Source organism: Aetokthonos hydrillicola CCALA 1050, assembly GCF_017591665.1.
GTDB lineage: Bacteria > Cyanobacteriota > Cyanobacteriia > Cyanobacteriales > Nostocaceae > Aetokthonos > Aetokthonos hydrillicola.
The window spans coordinates 1-23880 of record NZ_JAAKGC010000008.1 but is presented as its reverse complement, the minus strand read 5'-3'; the positions used below and the strand labels follow the sequence as shown (position 1 = coordinate 23880).

The 23880-nt window shown below is 41.1% G+C and carries 15 protein-coding genes; 6 read left to right on the top strand and 9 right to left on the bottom strand.

Translation table 11 applies throughout. From position 1 onward, the window contains the following. Positions 1–191: 191 nt before the first annotated feature. Positions 192–2027 carry an iron uptake porin gene (locus G4P69_RS05890; protein ID WP_208339617.1) on the top strand — a complete coding sequence of 612 codons (1836 nt, stop codon included), beginning with the start codon at positions 192–194 and terminating at the stop codon, positions 2025–2027. 441 nt (positions 2028–2468) lie between these two features. Here G4P69_RS05890 and G4P69_RS05885 read toward each other — a convergent pair whose 3' ends face one another. The 3 genes from G4P69_RS05885 to G4P69_RS05875 all read right to left on the bottom strand — a co-directional run bounded on the left by G4P69_RS05885 (position 2469) and on the right by G4P69_RS05875 (position 4212). Continuing rightward, on the bottom strand, positions 2469–2624 hold the full coding sequence (locus G4P69_RS05885; protein WP_208339619.1) for a hypothetical protein: 156 nt from the start codon (positions 2622–2624) through the stop codon (positions 2469–2471). A 44-nt stretch (positions 2625–2668) separates the two neighbouring features. Then, positions 2669–3175, bottom strand: a complete 507-nt coding sequence (locus tag G4P69_RS05880; protein WP_208339621.1) for a DUF1822 family protein — start codon at positions 3173–3175, stop codon at positions 2669–2671. A 338-nt stretch (positions 3176–3513) separates the two neighbouring features. Beyond that, positions 3514–4212, bottom strand: coding sequence for a rubrerythrin family protein (locus G4P69_RS05875; protein ID WP_208339623.1), 699 nt, complete (start codon positions 4210–4212; stop codon positions 3514–3516). Between the two features lie 159 nt (positions 4213–4371). On the opposite strand from G4P69_RS05875, the gene G4P69_RS05870 reads away from it, so the two are divergent. Beyond that, entirely contained in the window at positions 4372–4668 is a 297-nt protein-coding gene (locus G4P69_RS05870) for a hypothetical protein (RefSeq protein ID WP_208339625.1), read from the top strand. Positions 4669–4779: 111 nt separating this feature from the next. Here G4P69_RS05870 and G4P69_RS05865 read toward each other — a convergent pair whose 3' ends face one another. From G4P69_RS05865 to G4P69_RS05855, 3 genes are all read right to left on the bottom strand, one after another. Then, a complete protein-coding gene (locus G4P69_RS05865) occupies positions 4780–7371 on the bottom strand; it encodes a DNA translocase FtsK (RefSeq protein ID WP_208339627.1) in 2592 nt (863 codons plus the stop codon). A 123-nt stretch (positions 7372–7494) separates the two neighbouring features. Continuing rightward, the gene (locus G4P69_RS05860) at positions 7495–9531 is read right to left on the bottom strand and encodes an AAA family ATPase (RefSeq protein WP_208339628.1); all 2037 of its coding nucleotides are present in this window, start codon (positions 9529–9531) and stop codon (positions 7495–7497) included. A 60-nt stretch (positions 9532–9591) separates the two neighbouring features. After that, entirely contained in the window at positions 9592–10449 is an 858-nt protein-coding gene (locus tag G4P69_RS05855) for a transcription factor RcaD (RefSeq protein ID WP_208339630.1), read from the bottom strand. A gap of 482 nt (positions 10450–10931) precedes the next feature. Here G4P69_RS05855 and G4P69_RS40405 point away from each other — a divergent pair, with 482 nt between their 5' ends. From G4P69_RS40405 to G4P69_RS05835, 4 genes are all read left to right on the top strand, one after another. Further along, a complete protein-coding gene (locus G4P69_RS40405) occupies positions 10932–11174 on the top strand; it encodes an AbrB/MazE/SpoVT family DNA-binding domain-containing protein (RefSeq protein WP_208339632.1) in 243 nt (80 codons plus the stop codon). An 81-nt stretch (positions 11175–11255) separates the two neighbouring features. Then, a complete protein-coding gene (locus G4P69_RS05845) occupies positions 11256–15410 on the top strand; it encodes a non-ribosomal peptide synthetase (protein WP_208339633.1) in 4155 nt (1384 codons plus the stop codon). 8 nt (positions 15411–15418) lie between these two features. Next, the gene (locus tag G4P69_RS05840) at positions 15419–18709 is read left to right on the top strand and encodes a non-ribosomal peptide synthetase (protein WP_208339636.1); all 3291 of its coding nucleotides are present in this window, start codon (positions 15419–15421) and stop codon (positions 18707–18709) included. A gap of 257 nt (positions 18710–18966) precedes the next feature. Then, on the top strand, positions 18967–20802 hold the full coding sequence (locus tag G4P69_RS05835) for an ArnT family glycosyltransferase (protein WP_208339637.1): 1836 nt from the start codon (positions 18967–18969) through the stop codon (positions 20800–20802). 29 nt (positions 20803–20831) lie between these two features. Here the strand turns inward: G4P69_RS05835 and G4P69_RS05830 are convergent, their stop codons facing one another. From G4P69_RS05830 to G4P69_RS05820, 3 genes are all read right to left on the bottom strand, one after another. Continuing rightward, the gene (locus tag G4P69_RS05830) at positions 20832–21800 is read right to left on the bottom strand and encodes an SAM-dependent methyltransferase (protein ID WP_208339640.1); all 969 of its coding nucleotides are present in this window, start codon (positions 21798–21800) and stop codon (positions 20832–20834) included. Positions 21801–21899: 99 nt separating this feature from the next. Next, positions 21900–22097: a 30S ribosomal protein S21 gene (gene rpsU, locus G4P69_RS05825; protein WP_208339642.1), complete on the bottom strand. Its 198-nt coding sequence runs from the start codon at positions 22095–22097 to the stop codon at positions 21900–21902. Positions 22098–22262: 165 nt separating this feature from the next. Beyond that, the gene (locus tag G4P69_RS05820) at positions 22263–22562 is read right to left on the bottom strand and encodes an RNA recognition motif domain-containing protein (protein ID WP_208339644.1); all 300 of its coding nucleotides are present in this window, start codon (positions 22560–22562) and stop codon (positions 22263–22265) included. Positions 22563–23880 lie beyond the last annotated feature (1318 nt).

The window sequence follows — 23880 nt, the reverse complement described above, 5'->3', positions numbered from 1 at the left end:
GCTGATTTTTTCATCAAGATAGGAGTAAAGTAAATTTCCACAGGTGAATGACAATAGAATCTACACAACCAAATGTATTGAGTTGTTGTAGTACAGACCTTGGTGACAATCTATAGGGAATTCCGAAGCTGGAATAAGAGCGAAGTAGTACATGTATTTTTTGTTTTCAAACACTACACTATAACCAACAAATGTACGACATCACCAAACTGGCTAAAACAGGGTTAAAACTTTTCTGTAATCCTCTAACAGTACTCCTAAGTACTACTTTGTTCATCGCTGACCGTACCATGGCTGAGTCAGTCGTGCCTGTACAGAAGTCAGAGCAAAATCCTTCTAATACTACCAACAGCCAATCTTACAGTTCAACCCAAACCGACAGTAATCTTAAACTAATTGAGCAGTACAGCCTATCGCCCACTATACCAATAGCTCAAGTAACATCTGTTTCCCAGTTGTCAGATGTGCAGCCAGCTGACTGGGCGTTCCAAGCATTGCAGTCCTTAATTGACCGCTATGGTTGTATCGCAGCTTATCCAAATAGGACTTTTCGCGGTAACCATGCAATGACCCGTTATGAATTTGCCGCAGGTTTAAACGCATGTTTGGATCGGGTTAATGAATTGATTGCCACAACAACATCTGATGTGGTTAAGAAAGAGGACTTAATGACCTTACAGCATTTGCAAGAAGAATTTGCTCCTGAACTTGCAACTCTTCGGGGGCGGGTAGATGCGTTGGACGCTCGCACAGCTAAACTAGAAGCTCATCAGTTCTCTACCACTGTTACGCTAAAAGGAGAGGCAATTTTCAGCCTTTCCGGTTTCACTGGCGGCTCAACAACTTTGCGTGACGGTCGTGACAACACGCTCTCCACCAACCCACAAACTTCCTCGAACATCGTTTTCAGCGATCGTCTTCGGATTGTCCTTAACGCCAACTTCACACATGAGGATTTGTTGAGGATTCGTTTTCAGCCCAATAACACTATTAGTTTTGCTGGAAAGACCCTCACAGGTACGAATCAAGCACGGCTGGGCTGGGACGGGGACAATAGCAACACCCCTGTAATCAATCAACTGTTCTATTGCTTCCCTGTTTTCAGCAAGCAATCATCTGAGAGCAAGCAATCATCGTGTACAACCAAGGATTTGAAATCGGGTGGGCGAATCTTTATAGGTGCAGTGAGTACTCCTGACGATTTCCTCTACACAATCACCCCCTATGACCCCAATGGTATGGGGGCGATCTCGCGCTTTGGTACACGCAGCCCGATTTACCGCATTGGCAGTACAAATACCTCTGTTGGCTTTGCTTACAATTTCAGACCTTGGATCCAGATTTCTGGTCTATATGCAGTACCAGCAGCTTATACAATTCCTAAGACAAGTCCTAAGAATGGTTTATTTAACAGCACTTTTACTGCTACTGGCCAGATCTTTGTGAAACCGGCTAAGAATCTAGATGTAGCTCTGACCTACGTTCATGCTTACCTCCCGGATGGCAATCTCAACACAGGTACTGGTAGTTCCCTAGCAGAGAACATTGGAAACTCTCAGCCTACAAATGCAGATTCTTACGGGTTAGAAGCTACGTGGCGCATGTCACGTCGTTTTAGATTCACGGGTTGGGTTAATTACACAGCTGCTAATCAGACATCTGGAAAAGGTGCGGCTGAGAGTTTAAACTATATGGCTTTTTTGGGCTTACGGCTACCATTGGAGACATCAAAGATATTGAAAACAGAGGACGTATTAGATGTATCAGGCGCATGGGATCCAAAAACTAACAATTTTAACGAGTTAGTCTTTGGTTTTGGTCAGCCTCCTAAACTAACAGGTGTCCAAGGTGCAGGAGTGGGTAGAGCAGAACGAGACACCACCTATCAGATCGAATCTTTCTACAACATCCACATCAACAAACATCTCCTGATTACACCAGGTTTTTTCTACATCATTAACCCTGAAAACAACTCGACTAACAAAAATATTTTTGTGGGCGTGCTCCGTAGCACATTGACCTTCTAACTTTTTTCGGTAGTAAACTTGTTAGGTGGTTATAGTTTGAGTAATTTTAGTCGAAACTTTTTGCTTGAATATCCTTATAAAGTTTTGTAAACGATTGGAATATCCTTAATCTCTGGCTTCGATAAGCTGTTAGGAAACAAAGAGCTAGTAGGGTAGTGTCATGATTAGGACTAGGAGTTTGAACGTGAACCCTGTACTATGTTGTAGTTCTGGGTATCGGAAAGCGTTAACGGATTCCGTGGTGGAAAACAGTGCTGTTACAAATCTTTACATGCAGCCTGAACGCTTATATGTCATTGAAACCATAACGCCTTTTTTATACAAGCGTGAGCGTAAGTGTTGAAGTATTCAATACATATCACTTTACCGTATCACTTTTGCCGTACCATACATATGATGCTGTCGCAAAAACGGTGTCGTTGTTTCTTCTGATCCACCCAATCAACCATTCACAGCAACACAAGCCGCATCGTCAAGTTCCTCAACACCACTCAAATCAAAGATATTCAGTTTGTTCTGTTTGTTGTTCTCTTTAGTATTTGACATGTTAAATATCAGGTAGATGTGCTGTTGATAAATATACAGCTTTGTAGCCACACACCAGAAGTCCCATCACAAAACCAAGCTGGATAAGAGTTTATCTATAGCTCATATTCTTCTACAACATCGATATCACCTAAACTTACTTTGATGGAGAAAGCTTTTCCTACTTCACCTTTAAAGGGTTTGAGTTGAATGTAATTATCTTGAGTTCTGGAAGTAACTTCTTGAAGTATTTTTTTAGCTTTAGTTAGCAAAGTTATTCTGATGTTGGGTGGTAGATATGTTTCCCCGTCTGTTGGATGTAACTGTGCCAAAACATGTAACCTACCCTCGTCCTCCTCTAAGATATTTACTAGGAGAGCAACGGTTAAATCACCCAGTTGTACTCCTGTGTCAATGAGTTTAGCTCTCTTAGTCCCTTCTTCATTATTCGCTAATAAAATTTGTGTACGGGTTGTTAGTGTCTGATCTTCCGTGATAGGAGCCACATCCGGTCTAGTATCATAAATCGCGATCGCTGCTATTGCCTCGGTATTAGCAAAACCAAAGAACACAACAGCCACAAGTGCAAAACCAGCAACAATCTTCCCGATGAATTTTTTCATCTTGACTCCTTGATATAAGATGGATATCACCTAGGAGATATTCACATAGATTGAGATCACAAGTCAATTCTTTCCCAACACCGACGACTACACCAATAGACCCCAGGAACAGCCCCAGGAAGCGATTAGAGAGGTGTTATGGGGTTTTGTTATGTCTAATAGCGTAAAAAAACACCTCTCGGCATTCATAGCTACTTAAACAAACTGGATATCATCATTGGGTATATATCCAAGTTCCAACCCTGCTAATATTGGTTCGGTAAACCTGATAACTTTGTTGGGCGGTGCGTTAGGTTAGTGCTACGCACCTTATGACAACAGCTTGGAAAAACTAATTCCTAAGCAGCTACTGGTTCCTCATAGGGGATAAACATTTTTTTAGCCGCACCACAAATCGGACAGTGCCAATCATCAGGAATTGCTTCAAATGGCGTACCAGGAGCAATTCCTGAATCAGGATCGCCCTCTACTGGATCATAAATCATTGAACACTGGCGGCAAATCCATTTTTGCGTTGTTAATTTAGGTGCTGCTGCTGCTCCTTCCAGTTCGTGGAGTGCTTCAGTATACCTAAGAGCATGATAATTTTCAATGTGCGTTAATAAACCAAAGTTATGGGCTGCTTTACGGAAAATCTGAGCATGTTCACGGGACTCAGCCTCTTGTGCTTCAAATTCTACAACAGCTTTGTTGTCTCGATCTGTACGTGCAGCATCTGCAAATCCGGGATACATAGTAGTGTATTCATATGTTTCTCCCTCGATCGCTAACTCTAGACACTTTGCGGCGATCGCTTTCTTTTGCTCTTCAGTTAACGAAGCCACGTCATCAACCACCAACTCTGGATGCATCAATCGGAAATGAGCAAAGGCGTGTTCTGTCTCTTGATTTGCCGTTTCGTGAAACAGCTTTGATAGTTCCTTCATCCCTAACTTGCGAGTCACTTCCGCAAAGAACAGATACTTGCGATTTGCCATTGATTCTCCACCAAAGGCTTCGGCTAAATTCTTCGCCGTATTTGAGTTTGACAGATCCATAGTTTTTTTCTCAATACATTTACAAACAGGCTACCGCTAAGCTCATGCGCGCTTCAGATGACTGTTAACAGTCTAATTGAATAAACGTGCAAGGTCTAATCAAGACATCTAAACGATGTCAGATCTTAAGCAAACTCATAACGAGTACGTTTTAATTATATGCATAACGATGATGAATTGGCAAATGTTTATAATGTTTTTATGAAACTGGTCATCCTAGCCCAGATTTCTTGTAACTGTACGTTTGGCTCATTTTTGAAGGCAAGAGGAATTAATGCCGTTTCTCTACAGCCAACTAACACTCTTTTTATGACTAACGGAGGCGGAATTGTTGTCCTGAAGTTGCTGCGTCAAGCGATCGCCGCTGATGTGACGAGTCCGAGCGTTCTCCTGAATGATGCGTGGATGATGCTTGTCGTTGCGACTAATCTGAGTGTTCGTTACCGCTTCCTGTAGCTTGGTAGTAGACATAAATTCGTCTTATGCTGGTAGATTTTTATAAACTTTAATCTGCCTAACTTTATTGCTAGGACTTGGGTTTATACTCTAGGAAAACAAACAATACAGTTAGTTGTACTTAGGCAGCTGGATGCCGATCGCCAATAAACTCTGCAAGCGCAATAAATCTGCTCCTGACTGATATAGCAAATCTCCCTTACCTAACAGATAAGCCGCATCTGTTTCGCCCAAAATGATTTTGGAATCTGCCTCAGTCGCAGTACGTAGAGCGACTCTACCCGGAAGGTTAGAGCGAATCAGCGGGGTTACTACTCTTGCTTCTGGACGTTGAGTAGCAATAATTAAATGAATCCCAGCCGCTCGCGCCATAGCTCCTAACCTTTTAATACTTTGTTCTAAATTATTGCGGCTCTCTTTCTCGGCCATAAAATCAGCATACTCATCGAAGATACAAACAATGCGAGGAAGTAACTGACGATTTTGAGAATTCATTTTTTGATTGTAAGTATTAATATCGTTACAGCCAGCTTGTTCAAATTGCTGGTAGCGTTGCTGCATTTCCTCAACTAGCTGCACCATTAAATCAATCGCTTCCGTATCTTGTTTGATGACAGGTGTGTACAACCACGGTAGCTGTTCAAAGTCAGAAAAGGTAACTCGCTTGGGATCGATCAGGACAATTTGTAAAGTATTGGCAGAGTGACGCACCAATAGGCTCAGCAGTAAGGAACGTAAAAACTCACTTTTACCACTACCTGTTGTACCACCAACAAGAAAATGGCAAGTGTTAGAGTCGGATAGGTCTGCTTCTACTAAATTTCCATTCATGTTAACACCTATCGCTATTTTGATTGGACCTAACCCAGGTGAAAGTTCCGGCTGCACATACTCCTCAAACCGGGCTATTTGGCGATCTGGACGAGGGAGATCCACGCTGACGTATCCCGCTTGAGGAGCAATACGTGGACGGAATTCCAGTCCCAACTGCACTCTCAGGTCATCAGATAGCCTTATAATTGATCCAACCTTAACACCAAGATTGGGCTTGAGCTTCACCCTGATAAACGCTGGACCGCTCACTGCTCCCTGGTACTCAGTGCCAATTCCAAAATGTCGTAGGGCTGTTACTAGCTTTTCGCCTAGAGCATTTGCATCTGTATGAGTAGTGGTTCCAACAGTGACATCTGTTGTCCGTTCATCAGCTTTAATTACAGTCCGACTTTGAGCAGAGGATGGTGGATGAGAATCAGTTGGCTGGCTATTAGTAGCAGTAAAAAAGGTCTGGCACTTTGTCTGCTGTGGACAGATTTGGCAAAGGTGAGACTGTGCTGTAGGAGGTGGAGGATCAAGATTGAATTGAGACCAATTTAACCACTGTTGCATCTGCTGAAGTTTCTGAGGAATTAGTTGATGTACAGTGTTTTCAAGTTGTTCCCAAGAAAAAGTCAATTCTTGGAGATCAGGCAAAACACAGTAGACTGCTGAATTAATTGGTAAACCAACCTTTTCCCGCAGCATATAACTATAAAGAGCAACTTGGGCTAGCTGTGCTGACGGATCTACTGACTGGTAGGTTTTGTACTCTACTACGCAGAGGCGATGTTTTTCAAAGTCGTAAACTAGGCTATCGAATCTCCCTTGTACTAATTGCTGAGTACCATTTGCCAAACTAAAGTAATGTTTCACGCTCAATTCCTGAGCTATGAAAGTTTTAGTGAGAACTTCAGCAGCAGTACAATACCTTCGATTCTTGAGCAGTAGTTCAGCCCATAGCCGGATCAAGCTTGTAAGTCCTTGCCAAAGTTGCAACAGTGCAGGAGCTTTTCCTGGCTCATTTTTGCTAGCTTCCTGAAGATGTGGAAAAAAGATTTGCTCATAAAACAACTGCTGCATCTGAGCAGCGATCGCTTCTACTTGAATCTGGGATGGTTCTGGCTCTAGCAAAGACTGAAAGTGGCTATCTTGTTGAGTAAGTTTGATAAACTCCTCTGATAATTGGTGAAATGACTTACCAATCCCTAAGGAGTTCCCTGAGGGTAGGAACATCGTCTTTCCTCCAAAACGGTATCCTAAAAAAAATAAGCGGGGACACTCAAAGGCAACTCGAACATTAGTAACGCTAAAAGGAAGCTGCTGTTGCAGTGGTGTAGGTTCTTTACCTTGATTAACTAATTCTAGCAAACGGAGATGTACCTGAGCCAGGTAAACTGGATCCATTGTGGCATAGTCTAACTGCTTTACACTCAAGGGTCGCTGTCCCCAATCGCTTCCCTGTTCGGTTTTGTCTACAGTAGAAAATTGGCAGAGTTTTTCTGCTAGAGTCTTGAGTTTTAAGTCAGGTACTGCTAGAATATCGATAGGGATTTTTTTTGCTAGCTTCCAAGTACAAGTAACATTCTTTGCTAGATCTTTGCCGAGAAATCGAAGATCAAAACTGGCATTGTGAAACACTTTCTCAAGTTTAGGATTTTTCATGATTTGGTTGACAAAAAATGTCACCAAGTCAGGTTTTTCCAGCACATCTAACAAATAAACGCTATCGCCAGTTAAGTCTTTGGCGTCTGCTAATACCTGGATAAGAGATAGCCTGGGATTACTGGTATTATAGTCAGCCACCTCGGTATCTAACCAGAGAATTTTGGAAGAAGTAAGTTTAGTAATAACTGGTCGAATTTCAGTGTCCTTCGTTAGATATAGCATTAGGTAAGGTAGCCTATTTTTTGGAATAAAAGTTTAATTTTATGATTGACTAATTAACGGTACGACAAGAAAGTATTTGAATCGTACTTGATATGAGTTGATACATTACACTTTTAGCACTACTTAAATAGTCTTGGGTACCCAACAAATTAGCTGCTCATCAACAATTTTTATTCGCTTTGATTGATAAAGTTGTTGGATGAGTTGCTGAACTTGTGGTTTATTAACATCAGGGAATTGATTAGTAGCATTCTTAATTAAGATATCCTTCGCTAAAAGAGATTGAGTTTGAATTAGATTTAACAAAAATTTCTCCACTTCGGCGAGCTTTAAAATGTCCTTGCCAATAATTTTTATTCCATCTTCAATAATTTTAATTTCCTGTAGTAATAAGCAGTCTTTTAGGAAATTTGACTTACGAACCAGTACTTCCAACTCTTTAAGGTTTAGAGTTTCACTACCGATTTCTAGCTCTCCACCACGAGCGTCATTCACCAACTTGTGATAAGTTGCAAGATAATGGACTGAGGTTAAGTCTGGTATAATATGACAATAGGGTGAGCCTGTAAAAATTTCTGTATATAGTCTGTAACCTTTATTATTAGGTTTCCCTACCCCTTCTGACCGAATTAAATACAAAGTTTGGCACTTATTCTCTCTAACTGACTTTTGACAAGCCTCCATGACACTATAGAAGCTATTCATATGTGATTCTTCAGCCCAGACCACTCCTACTCTTGCAGTCCGACTAGGTTGCTGGTAACTCAGAGAGTAACTAGTATATTTTGGACTAGAAAGTAAATTCGGCTTGATTTCCTCCACTTTTAAAGTCGATAGAGCTTCCTGCAACATTTGGATTAATTCTGGAGAAGAGTAATGCCGAAGATGAGTAACTTTTTGCTTAACCTTTTGAAATTCTTTGATCCAAAGTAGTTGAAATTCAGCTAATACTTTTTCTTTTTGACCTCCTCCACTTCCTCCACTTCCTCCACCTTCTCCACTTAGAGAATCTTTGTATATTTGAAACTCCTGCTTTCCTAGGTTCAACACGACACGAGGTAACACTTCATGCCCTGGAAAGCTTTTCTTCAGCATCTGCTGAGTTAATGGGTAAATAGGGGAGTCAGGCTTTGGGCTGGCTTGGCAATACATCGGACGAAGGCGAAATCTCCACAGTTCTTCTGCTTGATCTATTCGTATGCGTTCAAGCGGTATTTGTAAACTAATCCTATCGATATCAGCACCCTGAAGTCTTTCGGAGTTTTTATTCCAGGTCTCTTTGGGGATACTAATAATAATCAAAAAGCCTTTCCACTGTCCATTATGAATAGCCATATTCACGCTGAATAAAGCGTGTATATCTATAGAACCATCTGGCAATCTAGCAATCGCATCTAAGCTATCAAAACATAGTACAATTGGTTGAGTTTTAGCACAGATTTTACTAAAGTTTCGTAAAATCCCTTGAGCCGAATTTTCGTTGTCGATCAAATGCTTAACTTGTAATTTATTAAGGCTTTCTTCATCGAGACTATCCCCTCTTAACCATTCGCAAGCTAAAGAATATAAATTTGGATTAGTTAAATCATAAAGGATACCAAAAAATTCATTAGCATTATAAATGCCTTGGATTCCAATACTTTGCTTTAAAATATCAATAAAAGCTCTTCGTTCCCTACTTTCTTCTGTTTTTATTTTGCCAAAGAGTTTTTGGATTTTTCTAATTATACTTTGATGCTCACTCTGTAATCCCTTCTCAATAGTAGACAAACAACTTTTTAACCAGAGAATTAATTGAGAATCTTTTTGTCCTGCTGGAGCCTTAACTAAGCTATCAACTGTATAGCGGAGGATGTGCCTCCAAATATGATCGCTAGTAGGGAATGGTTCAATGTAGACAAAGAACGCTTGGTCATTTAACGTTTCTTTCAGTCGTCCAAGGAAGTGAGTTTTTCCAGATCCAACTTCTCCATAGAGAAGGATGGTACGACTTTGACTATCTTTACTGATTTGAGATAAAGTACTTGTGATGTCAGTTAATGCCTTTTGATGGATAGACTTCACTGTAGGAGATGGTTCAGATTCCTCCCAAAAATTCCGCGCAATAGAACACTCAAATGGGTTTACGGATTGTTTAATGAGTTCATCGATTGTCGCCATACAAATCTCCTTGAACTTTTCTTTTGTGAGTTAGTTTACTGAGGCTTTGGGTAAATTCGGCTATTTCACCGTAATAAAGAACAAACAGCCACCAGCTAATTGCGGAATTCCAGCATGAACCTGTTCAGGAGTATAGTTACGGGGTTCTGCTAAAGTACTCAACCCAATTTTCTTACTCCGTTGCAGACTATAAAATGCCTGATCTAATTCATCCCTTAATAGTGGAGGTTGTAATTTCTGTCGGACATGAAAAATCGGTAAGTAGTTTTTTGTTGCAAGTTCTCGATCTAGCTCACGGATTATTTGAAAAATTTCGTCGTCAGTTGGTTTGTTTACTGATGAAGTTAAAGGAGTTGTAGATACATGCTCTTGAACGGAAATTTCATCAGCTTTAACGTGTGAGGGTTTACGCAAAAACCGTAGGTAGTTTGTCAGTAAATCTAAACTAAGTACAGGGTTATTGCCTTTGCCAACGTAATCATCCCGCAGGTAGTCTTGTCCTTGCTGGGTTATCCATACTTCAGCTTTCTGCTTTTTGATGGCAGTTTCGACTTCTATTAATCCCCGTTCTTTTAAACTCTCCAAAATGATGTCTCGCTCTGCTGCCTTCAGGGACGATACTGTTATTTTACTGGGCGCAACTTTTCCAGAAGCTTTGGCGATCGCCTCTAAAACCTTCACCTCTTGATCTGGTATAGGTAACTCGGTTGGCTTCATCTTGAGGAGCGTTTTACCTGCAGGAGTTATTTTCACCCCAGCAATCTCACGAGAAAAATCTACCAATCCGCGATCGCCTAAACTGCGACAAATTTTGTTCTTGTTTGTCTTGAAGCTGCTAAAGATAGAAGCAGAAAGGGGTGAGCGGTAGTTTGTACAACCTAATAATCTCAAAATAAACTTCAATTCATCAGATTCCATAAAAAACTCTTATCCTAGTTTTTTCTCTCATATTTACCCAAGTTGCTAGTTATCAAAAAGCACCTTAATTTAAGTACTGAGTTGGAATTTTTAGTATTTAACCATACTTCAAGATAGGCTTTTTGTATCTTTATACTACCATTTGTAGACATTATCTAGCAACTTGCCTCACATTCCTTGAGTTCTTTCCAAATTGACAGGAAGCAACACTGGACAGTAGAAACAACAGTAGTCAGAATAGATATCTCATGCTGACTTCAGTGAAAGCTACCTATCTTTAAAGATTCCCTTGGCAAAGAGGTTTCTAACAGGAGCAACGCGAAACGCTCAATATGGATTACACGGAGATAGGAATTTGTCAGAATTGACAGCCCGACCTAGAAACCTGGTGCTATTTCCGGTGGTCTCAAACGGTTAGCACCAAAGCTCCAACAATCCGCAGTATACTCAATGTATAAAGATTCAGATCATAATTCTCAACGATGGTAACCCAAAAAATCAGCATATGGGGCAACTCTCTTGGAATCAGGCTCCCGCAAACTATTATTCACCAGATGGGATTAAAACAAGGAGACTTGGTTGCCATTTCAACTGAGGACAATAAGATCGTTCTATCTCCAGCAAGACCCAGGTATACCCTGAATGAACTGCTTAAAGATGTCATCCCGGATAGGCAGCATGATGAAGTGGATTGGGGAGAACCTATGCGAGAAGAAAGTTGGTAAAGATCGACGGGTGTGTCCCTGAGCGTGGTGACATTATCCAATTGGAACTGAATTCCCGCACTGGTAGTGAGCAGGCAGGTTATGAACGAATATACTCTCGGTAACCTCACAGATGATGAAGAGCTGAATTTCTCGGAAGAAGCAGAGGTTTTCGTTTTTCCAACTTCTTTTGCTCAGCAGCGGTTGTGGTTTCTCGATCAGTTAGCACCAGGTAATCCATTTTACAACGTTTCCGCAGCACTTCGCTTGACAGGTTCCCTCAAATTCACAGCCTTAAAACAGACATTCAACGAAATTGTACGTCGCCACGAAACCTTACGTACTACCTTTATTATGCTAGAGCAGCAACCAGTACAGGCGATTGCGCCCAGCTTAAGCATACCTCTTCCTCTAATAGATCTACGCAACTTCGATAGCCAAGAACGTGAGACACAAGCGCGGCAAATTGCAACCCAAGAAGCTCAACGTCCTTTTAATCTCTCCACCGGATCATTGCTGCGAGTGAAGCTGTTACAACTAGATGAAGCAGAATATGTGCTGCTGCTAAATCTACATCACATTGTCGCCGATGGCTGGTCAATAGGAGTGTTGGTTAGAGAACTGGGGGTATTATACAAAGCTTTTGCCTCTGACCAATCCTTGTCTAATCTGCTGCCAGAACTACCGATTCAATACGCAGATTTTGCCCAATGGCAAAGGGAATGGCTGCAAGGAGTAGGGGCAAACGGGTATTCGCCGCTACAAAAGCAGTTAGCTTATTGGCAAAAGCAATTAGATGGAATTTCTGTGCTAAGTCTTCCCACGGACAGATTAAGATCAGCAGTTCCTACCTACAGGGGAGCAAAACAATTCATAGAGCTACCAAACTCCTTAACTCAAGCGCTAGAGGTACTTAGCTACAGTGAAGGTGCTACCTTGTTCATGACAATGCTCGCAGCATTTCAGACTTTGCTCTATCGTTACACGCAGCAAGAGGATATTACAGTTGGTTCACCTATTGCTAATCGCAACCGTAGCGAGCTAGAAGGGTTAATTGGTTGTTTTGTCAATAGCTTGGTGCTACGTACAGATTTCTCTGGTAACCCGACGTTTCGAGAGTTGTTGCGTCGAGTGCGAGAGGTAACTTTAGGAGCATACAGCCATCAGGACTTACCGTTTGAAAAGCTGGTAGAAGAACTGCATCCAGAGCGAGATTTAAGCTATCATCCTTTTTTTCAGGTTGTATTTAGCCTGCAAAACACTCCCATTGAAGCGCTAGAGTTACCTGGTATAACGCTTTCAGTGTTTGAATTTGACACCAAAACAGCAAAACTAGATTTAGAGTTCCATCTGTGGCAAGACTTGGACACTTTAAAAGGAGAAATGGTCTATAGCACCGATTTATTTGACGATGCGACCATTACCCGGATGCTGGGACATTTCCAAACGCTGCTAGAAAGTGTTGTCGCAAATCCAGAACAGCGTCTTTCAGATTTGTCTTTGATTACTGTGCGAGAACTACAGGAGTTATTAATCGATTGGAACGACACAAAAAGAGATTACTCACACAACAAGTGTTTTCATCAGTTATTTGAAGCGCAGGTAGAGGAAACTCCTGATGCGATCGCGCTAGTATTTGGCGATGAACAACTTAGCTACAGAGAGTTAAATAGGCGCAGCAACCAACTTGCACATTATCTGCAAAAAATAGGCGTAGAAACCCAATCTTTAGTTGGTATTTGTGTAGAGCGTTCGCCACTAATGATAATTGCACTATTAGGTATCTTCAAAGCGGGTGGAGCATATTTGCCTTTAGATCCGAGTCTACCTCAAGAGCGTCTTAACTTTATGCTAGAAGATGCGAAAGTATCAGTCTTGCTCACTCATTCATCCTTAGCCCCCGTTTTTAATGAAGGTTGGAGAGATCTGTTATCTGTAATTTGCATAGATGAAGATTGGGCAACTATTAAACAATACAGCCAAGAAAATCCAATTAGTTGTGTAACACTTGAAAACCTGGCTTATGTGATCTATACCTCCGGCTCAACAGGAAAACCTAAAGGCGTTTTGCTCCAGCATCGAGGATTGTCAAACTTAGCAGAAGCTCAGATCGAAGTTTTCAACTTGCAACCGAGTAACCGCATTTTGCAGTTCGCATCATTAAGTTTTGATGCTTCAATTTTTGAGATTGTTATGGCACTGCGAACAGGAGCAACTCTTTATTTAGCAAACAAAGAATCCCTTGTACCCGGACAACCTTTGCTCCAATTATTGCGAGAAAAAGCTATTACTCACGTCACTCTTCCACCAGCAGTCTTAGCAATCCTACCTTCAGAATCACTTCCCGCGTTGCAAACTATTATTTGTGCAGGGGAATCCTGTACTGAGGATATTGTAAAACGTTGGTGGAAACCTCAGCGTCGGTTTTTTAATGCTTACGGGCTTACTGAATCAACAGTTTGGTCAACCGTTGTAGAGATTGATACGATAAGTGAAAAGCCACCCATCGGTCGCCCTATTGCTAATACTCAAATTTATATATTAGATAAGCATCTACAACCTTTACCAATTGGAATTCCAGGCGAATTATACATAGGCAGCGATGGATTGGCACAGGGATATATTAACCGTCCAGAATTCACTAATGAAAAATTTATTCCTAATCCTTTTATTCCTAAAAATAAAGCGCGGCTTTACAAGACTGGTGATTTAGCACGCTACTTAAATGATGGTAATATAGAATTTTTAGGTCGCATTGATAATCAAGTAAAAATTCGTGGTTTCCGTATTGAGTTGTCAGAAATTGAAACAGCACTAAGTCAGCATAAAACTGTGCAAAAAGCAGTAGTCATCACTAAAGAACACGTATCTGGTGATAAGTATTTGGTGGCTTATATTGTTCCCAATTTAGAAAGCCAAAATTTCGTGTCCTTGTTACGTAATTTCTTAAAAGAAAAATTACCTGAATACATGGTGCCAAAAGTTTTTGTGGTGCTGGATTCTCTGCCGTTAACAGCTAATGGCAAAGTGGACCGTCGGGCGCTAACAGAACTCAACAGTCCCGCTAACCGTATAATAGATAAAACATTTATTGCTCCTCGTACTCCAACCGAGTCCACCTTGGCAAAAATTTGGGCTGAAGTCCTGAATGTTGAGCGTGTGGGTATTTACGATAACTTCTTCGACTTAGGAGGAGATTCACTGTTAACTGTACGCCTCCTCAAGGAGATAGGCAAGCAGTTGGGGCGGGAATTGCCTCTATCTACCTTATTTTTAAATCCTACAATTGAAAGTTTAGCAGCTTCTCTATCAGACACATACTCTCTAGCGTGGTCTCCGTTAGTTCCAATTCAACCTGCTGGTTCAAATCCAGCTTTCTTCTGCGTCCATCCAATTTTTGGTGTTGTCTTTCCTTATTACGAATTGGCTACTCATTTGGGAAAAAATCAACCATTTTATGGGCTACAACCCGTTGGGCTTGACGGAAAAACTCCTCCACTAACTCGCATTGAGGATATGGCTAGCCATTATATTGAAGCATTACGCAAAGTGCAACCACAAGGCCCTTATTTTTTAGGAGGGTGGTCTTTTGGAAGTTGGGTTGCTTTTGAGATGGCTCAACAACTTCAAAAATCTGGGGAAGAAGTGGCTCTACTGGCTGTGCTTGACACTTTAGCACCAATACCAGGCAATATACCTTCTTTGGGTAGTGGTTTGAAGTTTATGCTAACTACGGTGGCGCGATATATATGGCCGTTTTTCCTCGATTATTTTTACCTAATTATTGCTATCGCTAAGGATCGGATTAGCAATTTAATTGCTCGATTTCCTAATTTAAATAAAGTTGTGCGATGCTCCTTTAGGAGCCGCCAAAAGCGATCGCTCGAAACAAATTTGCTCTCTCACTTCCCCCTAAAAGAGGATGCCACAGTTAACGCTATACCGGAAGAATCCAAGTTAAGACTTTTAAGCGAGCTAGCAATTCGTCCAATGCTTCGTGTTTTCTATGCTAATAGCCAAGCAGTGCTTAACTACGTTCCTCAAACCTACCCTAAACGAATTAATGTTTTCAGAACAGAGGTTCAGTCAAGTATTGCCAAGGAAGATCCGAGTATGGACTGGGATAAACTAACTCTCGAAGGAACGGAAATTTATAATGTTCCTGGCAATCATCTAACTATGCTGCGAAAACCCCACATCCAAGTTCTTGCTATACAGCTAAAAGCCTGTATTGAGAAAGCACAAAAGTCAAAATAAGGATCAATATGTCTTCTGAAGAAGTATTCGTATTTCCAACATCTTTTGCTCAGCAGAGGCTATGGTTCCTAGATCAGTTGATCCCTGGCAATACTATTTACAATGTGCCGACAGTGATTCGCTTGACAGGTTCGCTTAACTTAACGGCATTAGAGCAAACTTTTAACGAAATTGTACGTCGCCACGAAAGCTTACGAACCACATTTATAACGCTGGATGGACAACCCCTACAGGCTATTGCACCCAGCTTAACAATACCTATTTCTGTACTAGATCTCCAAGAATTACCAGGCGATCAACAGGAAATAGAAGCAAAGTACATTATTACCGCAGAAATAGAACGTCCTTTTAGTTTATCGTCTGAGCCATTGTTGCGAGTCATAATACTGGTATTATCCCAGGCAGAACATATTCTATTACTGAATATACACCATATCATCTGCGACGATTGGTCTATTGGGGTGCTGATTCGGGAAATAGGAACGCTATACACAGCTTATCTAAATCCCGAAAGCAACTCCTCTTCCTCATCAATCCTTCTCGAACTCCCTCTTCAGTACGCTGATTTTGCTCACTGGCAACGCGAGTGGTTGCAAGGAGAAGTACTCGAAACGCAGTTAGCTTACTGGCGAGATCAATTAAACGGTATATCGATACTCCATTTGCCTACTAACAAACCAAGACCAGCTATACAAAGCTATCAAGGAGCAACACAATTTCTAGAATTACCGAAAGAGCTAATTGATGCACTAGAAAAACTATCGCAGGAACAAGGTGTCACTCTATTTATGACACTGCTGGCAGCATTTCAAACATTACTTTACCGCTACACACACCAAGAAGATATCGCAGTGGGTTCGCCAATTGCTAACCGTAATCGTAGCGAAATAGAGGAAATAATTGGCTTTTTTGTCAATAGTTTAGTACTACGCAGCGACTTATCTGGAAACCCGACTTTTCGAGAACTATTAGCCAGAGTAAGGGAAGTCACGTTAGGAGCATACAGCCACCAAGATTTGCCGTTTGAAAAGTTAGTAGAAGAACTACATCCAGAGAGAAACTTGAGCTACCATCCGCTCTTTCAAGTCGTGTTTGGTTTGCAGAATTCTCCGATGTCAGCATTACAATTACCTGGATTGTTACCTAGTTTTATTAATATTGACTTTAAAAAAACGCGCTTTGATTTAGAAATGCATTTGTGGAAGTGTTCTGAGGATTTCAGGAGTTTATGGGGCGGAAACTGGAAGTACTCTGAAGGTCTCCGAGGCCTGATGGTTTACAACACAGATTTGTTTGATAAAGCCACTATTAACCGGATGCTAAAACATTTTAAAACTCTGTTGTCAGGAGTTGTTGAAAATCCCGCTCAAAAAATTGGCAGTTTACCATTATTAAGTGAAGAGGAGTTACATCAGGTATTGGTGGAATGGAATAACACCCAAGCAGATTATCCTCAAGATAAGTGTGTCCATCAATTGTTTGAAGAAAAAGTAAAACAGTATCCTGATTCTGTAGCGGTAGAATTTGATAATAAACAACTTACTTATCAGGAGTTGAATACTTGTAGCAATAAACTAGCACAATATTTACAAAAAATCGGAGTATCTTCAGAAGCTTTTGTCGGCATCTGTATTTCACAGTCTGTGGAAATGATAATCGGGTTGTTGGGTATTCTTAAAGCAGGGGGGGTGTATGTTCCATTAGACCCCAGCTATCCGCAAGAACGCTTAAATTTTATGCTTGAAGATGCTCAGGTTTCAGTATTGCTGACACACGAAAGTTTTCTCAAGCATTTTGAAGGTTTCTCAAGTCCAATTATTTGTATAGATAAAGATTGGGAACTGATTAACCAAGAAAAGGAATATAATACCAAAAGCAATTTAAGCAGTGATAATTTAGCATACGTTATTTACACTTCTGGTTCTACAGGACAACCCAAAGGAGTTGCTGTAACTCACAAAGCAATAAATCGGCTAGTGTGTAATACTAACTATATAACATTATCCCCTGGTGATAAAATTTCCCAAGCTTCTAATACGTCTTTCGATGCAGCAACCTTCGAGATTTGGGGGGCGCTACTTAACGGCGCTCAACTTGTGGGAGTTAGTAAAGATGTAACGCTCTCGCCTCGGAAGTTTGCATCACAGCTACGAGAAAAAGATATCAACGTTGTGTTTTTGACCACCGCCTTATTTCAACTGATCGTTAGAGACATTCCGGAAGCTTTTTCTAGCTTGAAGTATTTACTATTTGGTGGCGAGACTGTTGATACAAGATGGATTAAAAAAATTCTTAACGACGGCGCGCCAAAGCACTTAATTCATGTTTATGGCCCTACAGAGAATACAACATTTTCCTCTTATTATTACGTGGAAGAGTTACCAGAATCAGCTACGTCTTTTCCTATTGGTCGTCCTATTACAAACACGCAGATATATATATTAGATACTTATTTACAACCTGTTCCTATTGGTGTTACTGGTGAACTATATCTTGGCGGCGACGGACTGGCGCGAGAATATCTCCGTCGCACTGAATTAACTACTAAACACTTTGTTCCTAATTCTTTTAGTAATAATCCAAAAGCACGTCTTTATAAAACAGGTGACCTAGCTCGGTATCGACCAGATGGTAATATTGAATTTTTAGGTCGCGTTGACAATCAAGTAAAAATTCGCGGTTTCCGTATTGAGTTATCGGAGATTGAAGCGGTGCTGAGTCAACATCCAGCAGTGAAAGAAACAGTCGTGACTGCTGGCGAGGATGTACCTGATGATAAGTACTTGGTTGCTTATATTGTTCCTCACCAAGAACAGATCGTGACGAGAGAAGCTCAAAACTTTGCGCCTTCACTTCGCGAATTCTTAAAGGAAAAGTTACCAGAATACATGCTGCCAAGAGCCTATATGGTGTTGGAATCTTTACCTCTAACACCTAATGGTAAAGTTGACCGCCGTGCTTTACCTATGCCTGATACAATTAGTTTCAATAATCAGGATTATGTAGCGCCGCGATCGCACCTCGAAGAGTTACTGGCAGAAATTTGGGCTAAAGTCTTGGGTAAAGAGCAAGTAGGCGTTCACGACAATTTCTTTGAATTAGGGGGTCATTCTCTACTAGCGACTCGCTTGACTTCCCGTATACGGGAGATGTTCCAAATAGATTTGTCTGTACGCAATTTGTTTGAAACACCAACAGTCGAACAACTCGCTAAGTACATTGACACCATACGTTGGGTAGCAAAAGATGTGAATAGAATTGAAACTACGGAAGTTCAGCGAGAAGACGTTGAATTTTAATCAATAACTTCTGGGTTATGTGAGTCAATAGGTAAACAAGTAAGTGTCACTATCTCGCGTGGAGTGGACTATTTGGTCGAGAGTACTTTAGTTGTCCTATTGGGGCTCTTGTGTGAAAATAAAATGCCGAGCCGCTCAACTTCGGGTTAACACAACAGGAGTCTTGCTGTGTGTAAGAGCCCTTTTGGCACATAAGCAGCTGGCGCATTTTATTTATTGGATCTCCCTTGCGGAGGTCTATCTCAAAGGAGTGGTTAATGAAAAGGAGTTATCGCGCTTTTGCTCATTGGTTTAACTACAAAGGTGAACCTCCAGCGATCGCATGGACAGCGTCGATCCTATGGTTGGTTTTAATTGGTTGGCTAGCTTTTGGGTGGAAATTGGGCAGTACAGGCTTGGTTGATGAAACAGAACCGCTGTTTGCTGAAGCAGCTAGGCAAATGACGGTGACAGGCGATTGGATCACGCCTTTTTTTAATGGAGAGACTCGTTTTGATAAGCCGATTTTAATTTACTGGCTGATGGCGATCGCCTACAAAATTGTAGGAGTAAATTCGTGGGCGGTGCGCTTGCCGTCAGCACTGAGTGCTTTCGGGCTGATGGGCTTGGTTTTTTATACACTGTGGTCTTTTGGCGTTGTTAATCCGAACCAATTCGAGTCTGCTCAAGGTAGCAAAACAGATCAAACACGACGGTATTGGTGGTGTGCTGGGTTAGGTTCTGCTTTAAGCGCATTAAATGCAGTGACGATTGTTTGGGCAAGAATCGGCTCGGCAGATTTATTACTTACTGGATGTATGGATGGGGCATTGTTGTGCTTTTTTATAGGTTATAGTCAACCGACCAAACCTAGGCTACAAGCTAGTTGGTATCTTGTTTTTTACGTGCTAATTGCCTTGGCAATTTTAACAAAGGGACCAGTAGGAATTGTTTTGCCAGGGCTGATAATTGGCGCATTTGTGCTTTACATAGGTAACTGGCGAGAAGTTTGGCACGAAATGCGTCCGGTAATGGGTAGTTTTCTAATTCTTGCACTTGTGCTGCCGTGGTATGTACTCGTGATCTGGCGCAATGGCTGGGCTTTTATTAACTCTTTTTTTGGATATCATAATCTAGAGCGTTTTACGGGTGTCGTTAATCACCACTCACAACCTTGGTACTTTTACTTTCTGGTGGTACTAGTTGGTTTTGTACCTTGGTCAATCTATTTGCCAATAGCGATCGCACGGCTGAAATTTTGGCAGCGATCGCACTGGCGTTCTTCAAACCGTTCCACGCAGCTTGGTCTATTTGCCTGGTTTTGGTTTATAGGTGTTTTTAGTTTCTTCACCATTGCTGTTACCAAACTGCCACACTATGTATTGCCCTTAATGCCAGCAGCGTCTATTTTAGTCGCGCTCATGTGGAGCAACCTACTAATTAAACCGGGAGGATCTGGGGAAGTAATTTCTTCTTCCCCTGCCTCAAGCGCGTCCTCATCCCTGGTGTTCAGTGGCTGGGTCAATGTAGTATTTCTATTAGCATTAGCTGGAGTATTCTTCTGGAGTCCGCACTTCATAGGCTACGACCCAGCCATAGTTAATCCGCGCCAGCTCATTGAAGACTCAGGGTTGCCAGTTTTGGGATGCGCCATCTGGTCAATTACCGCTGTGGCTATTGCGATTTTAGTATGGTACAGGCAGTGGGGTGGAGTGCTGATGATGAATTTGCTTGGGTTTTTGGCATTTGTGATTTTTGTGTTCATGCCTACGGGTTTACTGATAGATCAAGCGCGTCAGCTACCCCTGAGAGATTTGTCGGAGATCGTCACTAAAGTAGAGCAACCAGGCGAGCCTTTAGTTATGATCGGGTTCAAAAAGCCTAGTGTTGTATTTTACACCCAAAGACCAGTTAAATATGTCTTATTATACACAGATGCGTTGACACAGATCAAAAAAATATCCGTCACTCAGCCCCAACCACCTACCCTACTCATTCTGACTCAGCCTAAAAAATTAGAAGCTATGGGACTTCAGCCGAATCATTACCAGAACTTAGGCAAATCTGGGACTTACCAGCTTATCCGGATCTCTAAATCACAGTTCCAAGTATAATCCACGCTCATGGCATAAACAATCTGGTTTTAGATCAATTCAAACAAATAAATCATGTATTGTCTATGTTTCAAAAACTGGTGACTATCTATGAGTTGCAGTTGCATTTCTAAGTTTTTCAACGGCTTTCTTGCCAGGAATTTTAAAATTTTGTATGGAATTGGTGCCCAGCCTAGTAAAAGGTCATTGAAGAGTTCTAAAGTTGGTAGAATGTATTCATCATATTTTAACCTTGCTAGATCTAGAGTGGGTGTTACCCTTGATGTAATATCCTCAGATTTAATGATTTCAAAGCCAAATTCTTCTGCCGTTTTTAGATACTCACTGTTTTCGTGAGTACAAATTGCCAGGACGTTATCCTTATCAAAATTCTCTCTCAAAAAATAGTCTGAAACTAGCAAAATTCCTTTACTATTTAGTATAGTACGACACTTTTTAAATCCTGATTTAACCGGAATATACTGAGTACTCTCACTCATTAAAATTAGGTCGTATCTCTTATCTGTCTCAAAATCCTCGAACTTGGTTAAATAAAATGGAATTTCTCCTTTAGCTTTAAATGCTTCTTCTTGAGCTATATCTGGAGACAACGCTTCAACTTGAAACCCCTTTTCTTGTAGCAGCAGTGCATTTCCACCAGTTCCACATCCCACATCTAAAATTGTTTCAACACCTTGTGGAATTAATGAAATTAGGTGTTTGATGTACCTTTCTTGCGCTCGGTGCAAATTTTCTACTTTTAATTCGTCTTCTACATTCCAATAACCATAATGCAAGTAGTCTGACTTTGTAATCTTGCGGTAATAGTCAAGAATAGGATCTTTAACTTTTTGAGACATTGGTTGATATACGGCATAGTTTTTCAAATAATACCAGTTAGTAGCACTCTGGTTGATTGAAAAATTACGACTGGATTGTTGTTGCTGGTGAGATGACAAGTGCAGCACTTGCCTATGAACTGATGATTGTTGACGGTTGACGGTTGACGGTTCACACAAAGCCGTCCGTCATGACGGGGTTCTTACCCTCAGTTTTGTTGACAGTTAACTGTTAACAGTCAACACTCAGCAGTCAATAGATGACCTCAAAGCCACTCTCTACTGAAGACGGGAACGTTTCCTATACCGTTTAGATCTAGCAACTTCTTTTGCTTTCCGCTTGTCCTTTTGCAAGGGAGTTTCAAAATGGCGATGTTTCTTTATATCCGAAAAAATCCCGGCTTTGGAGACCTCTCGCTTAAATCGACGTAGGGCTGACTCAATTCCTTCGTTTTCGCCTACAGATATCTGGGTCATGTCCTCTCCTATTTAATTAACTTAAATTGATCACTGGTGGTCAACAATTCCGTTGAATGTGGGCAAAAAAGGGCAGACAACAAGTCTGCCCAAAATACGTAACAGCTAAATTGTTTGTTTTTTATGAAACGATTTAGATCGTCTGAGGATACTCCTTGAAGATGCTTAGTAGCGGCTTGTGTATCCCCTACCGCCACCACGTCTACCTCCAGAATCCCTGTCTTCTCTGGGCTTAGCCTTATTCACCTTGAGACTACGACCCATCCACTCCGCAGTATCGAGGGCTTCAATTGCTGCCGCCTCTTGCGCATCTGTTTCCATTTCCACAAAGGCAAAACCCCTGAGTTTACCTGTTTCTCGGTCTGTAGGTAATTGAACTCGCTTGACTGTTCCATATTCTGAGAAAACTTGTGTTATATCCTCTTCCCTTACTTCATAGGAGAGATTCCCGACATAAACTGACATAAAAGCATCTCCAGAACTAAATTATGCAGAAACTTTAGGTTCGGAGAGACGGTTGTAATTCAATAAGCACAAACTGTATAACCGAAAATAATTCCCATGGACCATCATAACATCTAAAGTTTAAATTGTACTAGAGAATTATCTCGGTCTTCATCTAGTTCTAATCTCGCTAATAATTTAGCAATGCTGCTATACTATAAGTACTTAAACAGAATTAACTACACAAAATTAACAGATAAAACCCTTATCTAGACTAGAAACTTGTGTGTAAATGATTCTGCGCCATTACTAAAGAAATGAGGTGTCTGTACAATCGAGTAAGTGAAATGTACTAGTATACTTTCGTTGCCTGACCTATTCAAGCAGTAAAAGATGCAGTTCGGCACGAAACTCAAGAAAAAACAGGAACTCATTTACTGGTACATAGAAGCAAGTTGACACGAAGTCTCTCTAGCTGTTTTTCCCCTTAATGAGGTTCTAATCATGAAAGTTCAAGCATTGGAGATTCGAATTGGACATCAAATACGCGCCTACTGCAATAATAAAATGCAGACTTGCACCGTGAAACAGATTCTTGAATCTAGTCAAGATACCATCACATTGCTCGTATTCACTCCTAAGCATTATCATACTTCACGCTCGTACACAGTCCGATTTCAGCGCCAAGCTTTAGTTAATTTGGTACCTGTTGTGTGAACGGCTAAGACTTGTAACAATTCCCTTTCAATGTGAATGACGTATCTACCTTGTTACAGGACTTATTAATTACATCGATAAAATTGATAAGGAATACCAATCTGATACTATTGATTGTGATATAGATCACAACTAATCTGTCCAGCAATTGCTAGGTTGCGAGACTAGATTTTTTCTTTTGCAGTACTCACCTGATCGCCTTCGTTAGTCGGTCAAGACAACGAAAGCGGGGGTAATGTGCGATCGCATAACCGTGAACGTTCCGCCCATTAGTTACAGATCAAAATGGGCTGAGGGAAAGGAATTTTACTTGTTTAGTTCCATTTGAGGGAGAGAATATCCTCATAGAAATCGTCCAATGAGCGCTCAAGAATTCAAAGATGTTTTGCAACAAGTCAACCTACAAAACTTGCTGACCCGCATTGATGGCTTCGATACAGAAGTTCCTTGGGAAAATTTTAAATGTTAAGCGATCGCTAACTCCGGAGATCAGCAGGTATAATTTAGCAAACGGGTGATAATGGAAAAACTTCTTTTTAAGGATAGAGATAGATTGAGAGCGCAGGCTCTATTTCTTGGTGAGGATATTAACTTAAAGAAGTTGGACAATTACGTTTGCTTG